Source organism: Mariprofundus sp. EBB-1 (genome assembly GCF_003665155.1).
GTDB lineage: Bacteria > Pseudomonadota > Zetaproteobacteria > Mariprofundales > Mariprofundaceae > Mariprofundus.
In genome coordinates this window covers 79,390-93,876 of the sequence record NZ_RCFQ01000005.1, presented here as the reverse complement: position 1 = coordinate 93,876, position 14,487 = coordinate 79,390, and the positions used below count along the sequence as shown (strand labels likewise).

Sequence of the window (14,487 nt, the reverse complement as noted above, 5' to 3'; positions counted from 1 at the left end):
CACCTGTTGTCGGTATTGTCTTCCGGCTTTTCGATCTCCCCTCAGGACTTATTGTCAGCTTTAACTGTCAGCTTCCCAGCACCCAATTTGTCCATCATTGTATCGTTATTAGAATACTTGGAGTATTTTTATGTCTCAAACTACAGAACCAACACAGGATGTGGTGGCATCAAACGCAGCCGATGCTGTCGCAGAAGAGAAGCCACGTCGCCGTGGACGGCCACCGAAATCTGCAGCTGAAAAAGCTGCAACATTAGCTTCGAAGGAAAAAGCTTCGAAAGATGCAGAATCAAATGATAAGCCTGTTGTGAAAAAACGGGCGGCAAGAAAACCTGCAAAAGCCAAGGCTACGACGAACGAGACTGTTGAAAGCAAGACCAAAGCTGCAGCCAAGGATGTTGGCACAGAAGTTGAAACAAAAGCTAAACAAGAAGCTGTAAAAACTACTCCAACAAAAGCTACTCCTGAAATGCCAAAAGAAACGTCAAATGAAACAGCCAAAGAATCGGTCAAAGCGCCTGCCAAAGAAGCTACAGCAGAGCTTACTAAAGAGACTTCAAACGAAGTGAAAAAAGATAAACCTGAATCAAAACCACGACGCAGAGTCAGACCGCAAAAGGGTGATCAGGCTGACAATGCACAGAAAGGTGGAGAAACGAAACAGCACAAAGATGGCGCTGATAATCATGCTAAAGAAGACAATCAGCATGGCTCAGAGCAGCAGCCACGTAAAAACCGATGGAAAAAGGGCGACCGCAATAATAACAACAAACAACGTGGTCGCCGTGAAGAAGTGGAAGAAAAGATCTCTGATGAAATGCAGGGTGTTTCACTGCATCTGAAAGAAATTTCATCCAAGACTCCGATGGAATTGGTGGAGCTAGCCGACACCTATGGTCTTGAAAATGTAGCGGGTCTGCGTAAACAGGAACAGGTGTCTGCGATTCTGCGTGCGCATGGGTTGCGCTGCGGTACGATTTACAGTGAAGGCGTGTTGGAAATCTTACCGGATGGTTTTGGTTTCCTGCGTTCAGCTGATGATAACTATCTATCAGGCCCTGATGATGTGTATGTTTCATCGCATCAGATTCGCCGTTATTTCTTGCGTAAGGGTGATACCGTCTCCGGTGAAATTCGCCCTCCCCGCCGTGGTGAAAAGTATTTTGCCCTCAAAAGTGTTGAAACCAGTAATGGTGAATCACCTGAAGTGGCACGTACCAAGGTATTGTTTGATAATCTAACGCCTTTGTATCCGGATGAACGCTTGCATATGGAGATCGAGAATCCGACCAAGAAAGATATTACCGGTCGTATTATTGATATTGTATCCCCAATTGGTAAAGGCCAGCGTGCATTATTGGTAGCGCCGCCGCGTACTGGTAAAACAGTCATGATGCAGTCCATTGCGCATTCGATTGAAGCCAATCACCCAGAAGCTGTGCTGATGGTATTACTGATTGATGAACGTCCGGAAGAAGTGACCGATATGAAACGTTCTGTGAGGGGGGAGGTGATCTCATCCACCTTTGATGAACCTGCACAGCGTCATGTTCAGGTCTCTGAAATGGTGATTGAGAAGGCCAAACGCTTGGTTGAGCATGGTAAAGATGTGATTATCTTGCTTGATTCTATTACCCGTTTGGCACGTGCGTATAACACGGTTGTTCCATCCTCCGGCAAGATTCTAACCGGTGGTGTGGATGCCAATGCGCTGCACAGGCCAAAACGTTTCTTTGGTGCGGCGCGAAATATTGAGGATGGCGGCTCACTAACCATTATTGCTACTGCGCTGGTGGATACCGGTTCGAAGATGGATGAAGTGATTTTCGAAGAGTTTAAGGGTACCGGTAATATGGAGATCAAACTCGATCGCAAGCTCACGGATAAACGTGTGTTCCCATCGATTGATATTGCGCCATCTGGGACCCGTAAAGAGGAGTTGCTTACCCCGCGTGATGATCTGCAGAAGGTGTGGATTTTGCGTAAGATTCTCTCGCCGATGCATGCTGTTGATGCAATGGAGTTCCTGATCGATAAATTGACTCCTACCAAGAACAACGCTGAGTTCTTCGATCGGATGAATCAATAAGAAGCAGTGAAAACAGTAAAAAGGCCGGGCTTAGAGCCCGGCCTTTTTTTTGCGACAAAATCACTGTTCTTCTCTGATGTGGAGTAGAAATCGAACTGAATGGCTGCTCCTTTAATCGGACCCATTCGTCAAGCTCCCACATTTAACAGGATATAACGGGGGTTGTCTCTGTGTGGGTCAAGCTCCTTTCCGCAGTCGGCTGGTGATCCTGATCCAGCTCGCTGCAAGCAATAGTCGGACAGAATGGAGAGCCTGGCTTTCGGACGCGCTTGGTTGGCGCAGCAGTCATTTACGGCTTCATCCAGACATTCGTCCACACGAGGGACGTTTCTGTTACAGCTCTAAGTCAGTTCATATCGCAGTCTCCTTAGATCCATAACGGAAATCAGAGCCATCGACCCACATCTTGTGGAGGATGACAGCAAGCTTTCGTGCCACTGCGATCACAGCGCGTCTGTAGCCTTTGGTTTTCATCAATCGTAATCCCCACACCTTGAGTGATGACCATTCAGTTGAACGAATTACCAGAGAGTGAGCGGCTACGTAAAGTGCACAACGCACATCGGTATCTCCAGCCTTGGATATGTGCCCTGGATTATCAACTTCACCGGACTGGAAACGCCTCGGTGTTAAACCGAAGTGTGCAGCCACGGTTCGTGAGCGTTTGAATCTGCTTGGGTCATCAACAAAGACATCAATCACACGAACCGGATTATCTTCGCCAACATAATCATCAAGAAGTTCAGGAAATAATGTGCTCTGGCTGCGGCTTTCGCCTTCAATGAAACGCTTCATGAAAAACACCCCACCAACGTTATGAGATAATCATACCATTAATGTTCAGCGTTTTCACACGGTCCGGGCCGAAATACGCCATTGAGCAATAAAGGCACCTGACTTGCAGATATGATATTGATTAGGCATGACTTACTATTCAGGGATCTGTAAGTGGCCAAAGCGTGTGAAAACGTAATTCAAACAGTGATTCGGGGGGATGTGCTGCGAAGGAGTGTGGATTGATGAATAAGCGCTCCATTTGCATGGGTTGGTTCATCGGGCTCGACTTTTCTGTGTGGATTTCGTAACCTGCGCGTCGTTAAAACAGTGAGGTAATCATACATGGCGGACTCGAATATTGGGGCGATATTGGTATTAGCTGACGGACGTGTTTTTCGCGGTGAAGCTATTGGTGCTATCGGAAATACAGTTGGTGAAGTTTGTTTTAATACATCTCTGACGGGTTATCAGGAGATCCTCACAGATCCTTCTTATACGGATCAAATTATAACATTTACCTATCCACATATTGGCAATGTAGGCATTAATGAAACAGATATGGAGTCCGATGCGATTTCAGTTCGTGGTTGTATAGTGCGCGCACCTGCTCGTATTACATCCAATTATCGAAGCGAACAGGATTTCAATGCATGGTTATCTGATAACGGTGTTGTCGGTATTGCAGGTATTGATACGCGTGCGCTGGTGCGTCATCTGCGTGATCATGGTGCGCAAAATGGTGTGATTGCATCTGATGGTATGTCCGAAGCTGATGCGCTAATTATTGCTCAAGCCTGGGATGGTCTCGATGGGCGTGATCTGGTTGGTCAGGTCAGTTGCAAGGCTCAATCCGAGTGGCATCAGGGTACCTATGATTTAGATCGGGCTGAGTTTCAAGCACCATCCAGTGAGAAGCATGTAGTCGCGTTTGATTTTGGTTGTAAGCGTAATATTTTCAGAAAGCTATCCGATCGTGGTTTGAAGGTGAGTATTGTACCGGCCTCAACATCTGCCGCAGATGTGTTGGCGATGAAACCGGATGGTATTTTCCTCTCAAACGGGCCAGGTGATCCGGCCGCTGTTGGTTATGCAGTGGAAACCATTCGTGAATTGCTAGACGCTGACACGCCAGTGTTTGGTATTTGCATGGGGCATCAATTGCTCAGTCAGGCCTTAGGCCTCTCAACCTTTAAATTGAAATTCGGTCATCGCGGTGGCAATCATCCGGTGAAAGATGAAACAACGGGTAAGATTGAAATTACCAGCCAGAATCATGGTTTTGCAGTTTCAGATGAGCGCGTTCCCGATCATGTGGAAATTACACATCGCTCACTTTTTGATGGTACTGTGGAAGGTTTGAAGGTGAAAGATAAACCTATTTTCTCCGTGCAATACCATCCGGAGGCCAGCCCTGGTCCACAGGATGCAGATTATCTGTTTGATCGATTTGCGGATCTGATTGTCCAATAGGTTGGCAAAGGTCGCCCTGTCATGGGGGTGACGGTGAACTTTTCTTTAATCTTGCGCTGTTCCTTCGGGGCTAAATGCTTTTCCATGCGTTACTAAAAAGGCTTCGATCATTGTATTGCTTGTGATCGATCCTGCTTTGTATATGAGCATGCCATAGTTTTTTTGCTTAATGTATTTAGCGGAAAAAGCGCTGGATATTCTTCAGTGTATTCATCTTTTAAGCTTGAGTTGCATTGATAATATGGATTTTCTGCCAAGTGTTATACCATATTTGCGTTGTAATGATGACCATCTTTCGGCTGTTAAACAGCGATACATCATCAAAGAGAGGGGCTGATCCTCCATGGTTGGCTTGATCTTTGCTTAACTGATTTGAGAAGGCTGTGCATATAAATCATAGTAAAAATTGACGCTTGTTTATTAGAAGCTAAACTTGACTTAATTGCTTATTATAAGATAACTTGCATGAGTTTGTGTTAGTAATGCTTAAGCTGCGGAGGGTAAGTGTCCTTTTTTTCAAATAAGTCTGAGGGTGTGATGGGAATCGACATTAGTTCTACTGGCATTAAGCTGGTAGAATTAAGTAAGGGTCGTTCTGGTTATGATCTGACTTCAATGGCCAGGGTGGCGTTGCCACGCGATGCGATTGTTGAAAACACTATTATTGATTCTACCGCCGTTTCTAATGCCTTGATTGAAGCAGTCAAACTCGCCAAACCATCAACTAAGAACGTAGCACTGGCTGTATCCGGTAATGCTGTAATTATTAAAACCATCCATGTGGCGGCAACCACTGAATTTGATCTGGAAGCACAGATTGCGTTCGAAGCCGATCAACATGTGCCTTATGATGTGGATGATGTGTTTCTGGACTTTTTTATTCAGGGTGTTTCTGCAGAAGATCCGGAAATGATGGATGTTGTACTGGTAGCCTGTAAGCGTGAGGTGATTGAAGATTATCAACTTGTGCTCAATGAGGCCGGTTTACATGCGAAGTTTGTCGATTGTGGTGTGTTTGCATTGGAAAATGCAGCTGAAATTACAGATGAACACACAGTCTCTATTGAAGATGAATATATGTCGCCGGACGAAGATGCAGAGGTGAATGCGCTGATAAATATTGGCGCCAATATGATGAATATCAATGTGCTTATTAATGGCCGAATGTCCTTTGTGCGTGATCAGTTTTACGGCGGTCAAAATTTAACTGAAGAAATTCAGAAAGCTCATAATATGAGCTATCACAATGCTGAGCAGTTAAAAATCAATAATTTTTCTGACATTCATGCTGATGCACTCGAACATTTTTATGTCGGGTTGACGTCTGAGCTGGTGCGTTCACTGGACTTCTATTCAGCCAGTCGAGCCGAGTTTCCGGTGCGTAAGCTATTTCTCAGTGGTGGTTGTGCATTATTGCCGAACATTACCACGGAGCTGGAGCAACGGCTGGGTATAGACACGATGATACTTAATCCAATGCAAAATATTAATATACCATCCCGCCAATTCAATGCGCAACAAGAGCGTGATTTAGGTCCGATGATGATGGTGCCGGTTGGCTTGGCATTACGGAATTTTGATACATGATTCGTATTAATCTTATTCCCTACCGGACTGCACGCCGCGAGTCTCAAATTATTCAGCATATCAGTGCTTTTATTGCTGTCATTGTGTTGGCTGCATTGCTGGGCTTAGGGGTGCATACGATGGCATCTTTGCAACTGGCTGATTTGAAAGAACAGACCATGGTGTTGCAGCAACAGAACATAGATTTGAAAACGAAGATTGGTAAAATTAAAGACTTGGATAGTTTGCGTACAAATGTTGAACGCAAGCTGGGGATTGTCGATGATCTGCAAGAAGGGCGTTTTCATTCTCTACATACGCTGAATACTATTGCTACAATGATACCGAAAAATGTCTGGCTCAAATCCGCTTCTGATCAGGGCCTTGATATTAAATTATCCGGTTTGGCCGAGAGTAATAAGGCTGTAGCAAATTTCATGCGTAAATTGGATCAGTCTGCAATTTTCTCGAATGTGCGCTTGGGTGAAATTACCAGGGTAGTCCAAGATGGATTGCCGTTGCGCCGGTTTAGTCTGACTCTGGCACGTGATGACGTGAAAAAGGCACAGGTATCAAAAGCTGGTAGCGGGAAAGGTTCCTGATGTTTGATTCTATGAAACTATCTATATACGAGTCATTGCGTCCTTTGCTGCCTTTACCGTTGTGGCACAAACTCTTGTTTTTACTGGCGACATTTGGCGTAATTATTGCAGTCTATTTTTATATGGGATGGATGCCCCTGCAGGAACAAATCTCCAATCAACAGTCAGCAATGCAATTGCAGAAGACTATGTTGCTGAGGAATCAACATCTGGCTCATGATTTGCCGCGCAAACAAAAGGAATATGCGACACTTGAGAAGCAATTGAAAGTTGCCTTGAATATGTTGCCTAGAAAATCACAAATCCCGGATTTGTTGGAAAATGTGTCGTGGGCTGGTAAAGATTCCGGTCTTGAATTTAAGGCATTTAAACCTGGTAATGAAGTGAACAGGTTGATTTATGCTGAAGTGCCTGTGAAGTTTCATATATCCGGTAGTTTCCGGCAGTTGTTAACATTTTTGAAACGGGTTGGAGAGATGCCACGTATTGTGGATGTGAAAAATATGAAGTTATCACCCGGTGACAAAGCTGGAGAGTTATCGGTGACAGGGTTGGCAGTGACGTATCGGTTTGTCGAAGCGAAAGCAAAGAAAGGCCGTAAGGGGCAGCGTAAATGAGTATGAAGTGTTCAACGTTGAGATACGTCCGGGAGACATGGATGAGGCGAATCATGAATAAAATTGCAATAACCCAACAAGCGGCTTGGCGTTATCTGTTAGCACTGCTAATGCTATCCCTGTGTTGTGGACACGTTACCTTGGTGCAGGCAGCTACCATTGGCAGTTTGCAGGTCCTTTCTGATGAATCAAGTGACAACCTGCGTATTACAATGGATGAGGCTGCTGAATATCAGGTGTTTAACCTTGAAGGGCCAAAGCGATTGGTGGTGAGTTTTCCTAATGCCACACTGTCTAATGGCGTAAGTGCGATCAAGGGTGGTGGCAGTATAGAAAATATCGTGCCTGTTCAGGATAGTAGCGGCGTTCGGATTGAAGTGGGCCTGGCTAGTGGTACTGCATATGAGATTATTGAAAAGGGAAATGATCTGCTGGTTAAGTTTTCAGGTCAGGCTCCATCGGCTAAAAACAGTAGCGGCACCGTATTGCAAGATATTGAAGTGCGTGAACTGGACAATGTCACTGAGTTAATACTGCGTGGTCAGCATATGGATGCGAACCATAACGCACTATTGAGCAATGATGGCGCTACCATGGTATTGGACTTTTGGGGTGGTAAATCCAGTCTGCCAAAAGAGTATTATACCTATACAGCACGACGCTTGAATCATGTTGCGATTGGTTCAGCGGAAGGGCGCATGCGTCTGGTTGTTTCCTTGCTTTCTGAAGCTGGCGTGAATCACCAAATTGATGCGAGTGCGAACGAAATGGTTATCCGCTTTGGCAATATCAAGCCAATTGCCCATGCCGGTACGATGCTTGTCGAGGCCATTGATTTTCAGCCGGATGACCGTATTGCACACCTGGTCATTCGTACGGATGAAAGTAATCCCATTATCAATTTGCAGGAAAAAGATGGAAAAGTTATCGTTGATTTGAAGAAGGCTCAATTGGCACCCGGTCAGGAACGTAGCCAGGATGTGCGTGCTTTCCCTGGTCCGGTACAGCAAATTGACAGCTATGCAGTGGACAAAGATGTGCGCATTGTCGCTCGCCTGCGTCAAAAAACAGTAGTGACATCGTACCAAACCGGTAATGTGTTAACGATAACACTCAAACCAGCGGATATGATTGCTGTAGCACAAGCTGATGAAGATGTGGCCAAGGATGAAAAGGTATATAGCGGACAAAAAGTGACCTTTCAATACAAGGATATTGATATTCGGAATGCCTTACAACTGATTGCCGAGATGAGTGAACTCAATATCATCATGTCAGATGATGTGACCGGTGTTCTAACCATGCGTTTGGTGGATGTACCTTGGGATCAAGCGCTGGATATTATTCTTTCTACCAAAGGCTTAGGCAAAGAGAAGAATGGCAATGTCATTAGAATTGCGCCATTGGCAGTCTTGAAGTCAGATGCAGATGCTCGTAAAGATGCTAAAATGAGTGCAGAGCAGGTTGCAACGCTAGACACTGAATTCATTCAACTTGGTTATGCTTCTGTCAATGATGTTAGTACCATTCTGAAAGGTGGATCGGTCACGTCGGCCGTGAAAACTGATCCTGCTAATAATCAGGAGAGCGGGATCGGTGGTGAGGGTGGTCTGAAGCTGTTGTCTAAGCGCGGTAGTATTTTGCTGGATGAGCGTAGCAATACCATGATTATAACCGATACCCGTGAGCGTTTGAATAACATCAAACTGCTGATTTCGGTGATTGATAAACCAATGCAACAGGTATTGATAGAGGCGCGGATCGTAGAAGCATCGGATACTTTTTCGCGTGATCTGGGTGTGAAGTGGGGTGGTTCTTATAATGATGCCGGTGGTAAATTCACCAATAATCTGTCTGGTGCCGCAGTAGGGACTAATGTCGTGGATCTGGGGGCTGTTGTGGGTGCTGGAGCCGGTGGCGCCGTAGGATATACGCTTGGTACCTTGAGTGGTGCCCTTAACCTGAATCTGGAGCTTTCTGCAGCTGAAACAGAAGGTGATATCAAGGTGGTATCCAGTCCGCGTGTATTCACCAGTAATCTACGTGAAGCACTGATTGAACAGGATGAGCAGATTCCGTTTGACCAGGTTACCACCACAGGTGGAGCTACTACAATCACGCCGATCTTTAAGAGTGCCAAACTGTCATTGCGTGTGACGCCGCAGATCACTGCAGACCAGCGCATCATTATGGAGCTAAAGATTAACAAGGATACACCTGTAACCAATGCGGGTGGTACTGCTACTGCGATTAATACGAAAACAGTAGAGACCAGATTGCTGGTGAATAACGGTGAAACGGTTGTGTTGGGTGGTATTTATACCCAGACCGAAGCAGATCAGAATTCCGGTGTGCCGGGGCTGATGGATCTGCCGTTGATTGGATCGTTGTTTAAACGCAAAATAAAAACCAAGAATCGTAGTGAATTACTCATCTTTATTACACCAACGGTAATCAATGCCGAAGGGACAAGTAAGAACCAATAAAAGCCATTATAGTACGCTAGCGGCGATTTCATCTGCCAGGGAGAGGCCCTTGCTGGTGAGATGGATTGCAACGTCATTGATTGCTAGCTGGTTACGATCCACCCATGGTTGAAGTGCTGTAGAGAATGCATCCCAGGCATCGATGGCGAAGCGTTGTTTGAATGCGGCGCGATTGATACCACCAGTACGTCGTAGCCCTAACCAGAAGGCTTCAGCTGCGGCTTGTTGGTTATTTAATGGGTCTTCTGAGTTGACTGCTTTGCCGTGTTGCAGTGCCTTTCTTATATAAGACTCAGGTGTGCGTATATTGCTGTAGCGGATGATGCCCCGATCCTGTTGATCCCACTTGCCGGATGCGCCGGCACCTATGCCAATATAATCATTGTACAACCAATAGCCGTCATTGTGTCGGCATTTTAAGTCTGGTTTGGCAAAATTGGATATTTCATAGGCGTGATAACCAGCCTTTAAAAGTTGTTGGCGTGTCTCAAAAAACATATGCAGTGCATCTTCATCATCGGGCAAGGCAATTGGAGCTATGCTATGGGTGGTGGCCAATTTTGTGTGTGGCTCAACGGTGAGCTGATAACAGGATAGATGTTCCGGCTTTAATGCGATCGCTCTGTTTAATGATATTAACCAGTTATCAATGCTTTGATCGGGTAGGCCATACATTAAATCCAGATTGATATTATCAAAGCCGGCCTGACGGGCAATGTTGTAGGCTTGAGTGGCTTCATCAGCGCTATGAATGCGCTCCAGCCATTGTAATTCTGCAGTATCAAAGCTTTGAACACCAATGGATAGGCGATTGATGCCAGCTTCTCTATAGGCACGGAAATTATCTGCATCGGCAGTACCGGGATTGGCTTCCATACTAATCTCAGCATCCTTATCAATGCCGCAATAGTGTGATGCTGCATCAATGACCGCTTTGATCAACGCAGGTGGTGCCAATGATGGTGTGCCGCCGCCAATGAAAATGGTATGTAATGATCGCCCCTTAAACATCGGGGTAGAAGCCCAGTGTTCAAGTTCTGTGATCAGCGCCTGCTGATAATCAGCCCAAGCAGGAGCACAGCGCTCATGTGAATTAAAGTCGCAGTAATGGCACTTGTGTACACAGAAAGGGATATGCACATACAGCTGTAGTGGAGAGGGTGATTTCACGAATTTAAGAAGGTGTTTATTTCAGAACGATTTCATAGTGATCAGGCGCGAAATTATCATCACTTTCCAATGATATCTCTTTATTTAAAAAGGACTCCAGTTGTAGTACACCCTCATTTTCTTCCCCAAGCATGAGATCTATGATTTCCGGGTGGGCGATAACCGTGAGTTTTTCACAAGGGTATGCTCGAGCCTCGGCAACCACTTCGCGAAACAGCTGATAGCAGATGGTTTTTAAGCTTTTTGCCAGGCCAATACCATGACAACTGTTGCATTCAGTTAGCAGTGTGCGACCAAGGGATTCCCGCGTGCGTTTACGAGTCATTTCAACCAGGCCAAGCTCCGAGAGTTGAACAATATGATTTTTGGCTTTGTCACGTTTAAGGGCATCAGCGAGCACTTGCATGAGCTGCTGTTTATTTTCCTCTTCCTGCATGTCGATGAAGTCGATGACAATGATGCCGCCCAGATTGCGTAGTCGAAGTTGGTGCACTATTTCATGCACCGCCTCAAGGTTGGTTTTGAAGCCTGTTTCTTCCATGTTTTTAGAGCCAACAAATGAACCTGAGTTGACGTCGATAGCAATTAAGGCTTCGGTTTGATCAATAACAATATGACCACCGGATTTTAATGGGACATGGCGCTTGAGTGCGAGTTCAATACTCGTTTCAACACCGTAAACGTCAAAAATAGGGCGGTCACCGGGATAATAGTACAGTTTTTTCGCGACCTCTGGCATGAAGCGACGTGCAAACTTTTTCATCGCGTCATAGGCGCTACGTGAATCAATATGAATTTTCTCAATGTCGCTATCGACATAATCACGCATGACCCGCAGATAGAGATTAAGTTCACTGTGAATCAATGAACCACGAGCGGAATTTTTGGAGCGTTTCTCAATATCCGCCCATAAACGCAACAGATAATCGAGATCCTGTTGTAATTCGGGTTCCTCTTTACCTTCGGCAACCGTACGAATGATGATGCCGCCCTGTTTTAGCTCCATCGATGTGCAGATGTTTAAAAGGCGCTCTCGTTCTTGCGGATCTTCAAGGCGTTTGGCTATGCCAATATGATCCAAATGGGGTAAATAGACCAGATAACGGCCGGGTAAACCTATCTGGCTGGTCATGCGTGGCCCTTTGGATGCAATGGGTTCACGCGATACCTGAACCATCAGCTCCTGATTATCTTTGAGTAGATTACCGATAGGGGGGGCATTGCGGCGCGGAGATGGTGCGGATTCATCTGCGTTGTTATCGTTTTCATCACTCTGCTCTATATCGTCTGTGAAGGTGGAATCAGGCTGTTTGGCTGTAGCGATATCACCGGCATAAAGAAAACCGGCCTTTTCCATACCTATATCAATAAATGCAGCTTGAATACCGGGCAGTACGCGCTGCACCCGGCCTTTATAAATATTTCCTTTCAAGCCGCGTTCGCGTTCAATGTAAATTTCTTCCGCCTGCCCGTTTTCTACCCGGGCTATGCGGGTTTCAAATGGTGCGACATTGACTAACAGTTCCACGCTCATATTGGTGATCCTTCGACTGAATGATTCATCGTATGCTAAGAGCTAGCGTGTCAGGGGCTCTATGATGATGAATTACGCAGGTATATTTTTTATTTCTGCTATCATATTCAAGGTGGTGCGAATGGGCAAACCAATTACATTATCCAGAGGCCCGTCAATGGATTCAATGAAACTGGCTGCACCGGCCTGAATGGCATATGCACCGGCTTTATCAAGCACATCATTGTGTAATAGATAGGTGTCGATTTCAGATTCATGCAGAGCCCGAAAGCGCACACCAGTACGCACCTGTTGGAAAAGGATATGCTGATTAAGGCGAACACACACACCGGTAAATACCTCATGTTCCTGTCCTGATAATTGCTGCAACATGCTTTTTGCATGCTGCAGATCAGTAGGTTGTCCGAGTGCCTGACCATGAATGCTAACCAGCGTATCGGCAGCAATGACGGGAATATCTATGGGGGCATCACATGCCATTGCCTTGGCCTGACATAAACGTTCGACCATCTGTTGTACCGATTCGTCGGGGAGCGGGGATTCATCGATATGAGATGGACATACCTCAATGGCAAGACCGGCACTTTGCAATAGAAGGCGACGGCGAGGGGAGCGAGAAGCAAGTATAATTTCCATATCTGAATGATAGCCTTACTTTGGCTTGACGGCACGGATTGGGCGCTTACGATGCACCGACTGTGAGTAATTCTATTTCTTCCCCATTAGAACGCGCTGTTGAATTGTGCAAGGCCGATATGGCTCTTGTAGATGCCTGTATCCATCACAATCTACAGTCAGATATTATGATGATTCCTGCTATCGGGCATTATATCGTCAATAGTGGTGGCAAACGTTTCAGGCCTTTGCTCTGTCTATTGACTGCACGCTTGTTCGGTTATCATGGTGAACGCCATATTCCACTCTCTGTGGTGGTTGAATTTATCCATACCGCATCCTTATTGCATGATGATGTGGTTGATTCATCCGATCAGCGTCGAGGTTCTCCTTCGGCTAACGGTGTATGGGGTAATCAGGCCTCTGTATTGGTGGGTGATTATCTGTTCTCTCGGGCGTTTCAGATGATGGTGTCTGATGGTGATATGGCCATGCTGAAACTGATGAGTGATGTTACCAACGCTCTGGCTGAAGGTGAGGTGTTGCAACTTTCACGCACCTTCCATCTGGAAATGACAGAAGCCGAATGTCTGGAAGTCATTGAACGCAAAACTGCAGTACTGTTCAAGGCTGCTAGTGAAGTAGGGGCGCATGCAGCGGATCAATCGGCTGAAACAGTAGCTACGATGGCTGAATATGGCATGTGTTTGGGTGTGGCATTTCAGTTGATGGATGATGCACTGGACTATCTGGTTGAAGCTGAACAAGCCGGTAAACCGGTTGGTCATGATCTGGAAGAGGGTAAAATCACCTTGCCATTGATTCATGCTATGCAGCGAGATGCAGTATTGGCAGCCAAGGTTGAAGAGATATCCGAACGTGGTTGTTATGAAGAGGGTGACCGGGAGTGGGTACGTGAGCGGGTTACGGCACAAGATGGTACCGGCTTTGCCATGGATCGCGCCAAAGATTATGCCGAACGTGCCAAACGCTTGCTGCCGGAAACTGCTGAAGTAGAAGTGCGTAAGCTGTTGGCAGAATTGGCTGATTTTTCAGCACATCGGCCTTATTGAAGCTTTTTTAAACCTGTCTGGAAAATGTACACCTACAGGTGAAGGAATTGCGTATTGTGTCCTGCGCTACATTTTCTTAAATTGTTCGCCGTAATATTCCCAGATGTATGTATTCGAGGTGTGATATGAAATTATTGATAACGATGACGCTACTATTATGGCTTTCCGGTTGTGCTACATCAACCTATGAACAGCGTACTACAGCTCAGGGTGCTGCTATTGGTGCAACCGCAGGAGCTGTGATCGGAGCACAAAACAACAGAGCCGTTGAAGGTGCTGTTGTTGGTGGTGCCTTGGGTGCGATTACCGGAGCAATCATTGCAGAGCGAAAAGAAAAGCGTAATCAGGCTAATGCCCGCCAAACGCAATATTACAATCAGCAAAGGGGTACTTACCCAGTTCAGCAACGTTATGATGATCGGGAATATGATGATCACGATGAGCATGAGCGCCATTCAAGAGATCATGAAGATGACGATTAAGCGTTC

11 protein-coding genes and 1 pseudogene are annotated in these 14,487 nt (G+C 45.8%); 8 read left to right on the top strand and 4 right to left on the bottom strand.

The genetic code is table 11. The annotated features are described in order from the left end of the window. Positions 1-130: 130 nt before the first annotated feature. Positions 131-2,089, top strand: coding sequence for a transcription termination factor Rho (gene rho / locus D8Y20_RS14000; RefSeq protein WP_121541676.1), 1,959 nt, complete (start codon positions 131-133; stop codon positions 2,087-2,089). A 351-nt stretch (positions 2,090-2,440) separates the two neighbouring features. On the opposite strand, the pseudogene D8Y20_RS03600 reads toward rho, so the two are convergent. Then, positions 2,441-2,776: pseudogene (locus tag D8Y20_RS03600) on the bottom strand (transposase); the annotation flags it as partial. A 432-nt stretch (positions 2,777-3,208) separates the two neighbouring features. Between D8Y20_RS03600 and carA the strand changes: the two are divergent. The 5 genes from carA (at position 3,209) to pilQ (ending at position 9,607) form a co-directional block, all read left to right on the top strand. Then, entirely contained in the window at positions 3,209-4,336 is a 1,128-nt protein-coding gene (carA, locus tag D8Y20_RS03595) for a glutamine-hydrolyzing carbamoyl-phosphate synthase small subunit (protein WP_121541674.1), read from the top strand. Positions 4,337-4,840: 504 nt separating this feature from the next. Further along, positions 4,841-5,923, top strand: coding sequence for a type IV pilus biogenesis protein PilM (gene pilM / locus D8Y20_RS03590; protein WP_121541673.1), 1,083 nt, complete (start codon positions 4,841-4,843; stop codon positions 5,921-5,923). Then, positions 5,920-6,504, top strand: coding sequence for a PilN domain-containing protein (locus D8Y20_RS03585; RefSeq protein ID WP_121541672.1), 585 nt, complete (start codon positions 5,920-5,922; stop codon positions 6,502-6,504). The genes pilM and D8Y20_RS03585 overlap by 4 nt, the downstream gene beginning before the upstream one ends. Before the next feature lie 11 nt (positions 6,505-6,515). Next, entirely contained in the window at positions 6,516-7,121 is a 606-nt protein-coding gene (locus tag D8Y20_RS03580; protein WP_236075225.1) for a type 4a pilus biogenesis protein PilO, read from the top strand. A gap of 53 nt (positions 7,122-7,174) precedes the next feature. Continuing rightward, entirely contained in the window at positions 7,175-9,607 is a 2,433-nt protein-coding gene (pilQ, locus tag D8Y20_RS03575; protein WP_121541670.1) for a type IV pilus secretin family protein, read from the top strand. 6 nt (positions 9,608-9,613) lie between these two features. Here the strand turns inward: pilQ and hemW are convergent, their stop codons facing one another. The 3 genes from hemW to D8Y20_RS03560 all read right to left on the bottom strand — a co-directional run bounded on the left by hemW (position 9,614) and on the right by D8Y20_RS03560 (position 12,947). Next, on the bottom strand, positions 9,614-10,777 hold the full coding sequence (hemW, locus tag D8Y20_RS03570) for a radical SAM family heme chaperone HemW (RefSeq protein WP_121541669.1): 1,164 nt from the start codon (positions 10,775-10,777) through the stop codon (positions 9,614-9,616). Positions 10,778-10,793: 16 nt separating this feature from the next. Further along, a complete protein-coding gene (locus D8Y20_RS03565; RefSeq protein WP_121541668.1) occupies positions 10,794-12,311 on the bottom strand; it encodes an Rne/Rng family ribonuclease in 1,518 nt (505 codons plus the stop codon). A 72-nt stretch (positions 12,312-12,383) separates the two neighbouring features. Next, entirely contained in the window at positions 12,384-12,947 is a 564-nt protein-coding gene (locus D8Y20_RS03560; RefSeq protein ID WP_121541667.1) for a nucleoside triphosphate pyrophosphatase, read from the bottom strand. 62 nt (positions 12,948-13,009) lie between these two features. Here D8Y20_RS03560 and D8Y20_RS03555 point away from each other — a divergent pair, with 62 nt between their 5' ends. Together D8Y20_RS03555 and D8Y20_RS03550 are read left to right on the top strand one after the other, a co-directional pair. Beyond that, complete coding sequence (locus D8Y20_RS03555; protein WP_236075224.1) at positions 13,010-13,999, top strand: polyprenyl synthetase family protein; 990 nt, start codon at positions 13,010-13,012, stop codon at positions 13,997-13,999. A 125-nt stretch (positions 14,000-14,124) separates the two neighbouring features. Continuing rightward, positions 14,125-14,481, top strand: coding sequence for a glycine zipper domain-containing protein (locus D8Y20_RS03550; protein ID WP_121541666.1), 357 nt, complete (start codon positions 14,125-14,127; stop codon positions 14,479-14,481). The last annotated feature ends 6 nt before the right edge of the window (positions 14,482-14,487 follow it).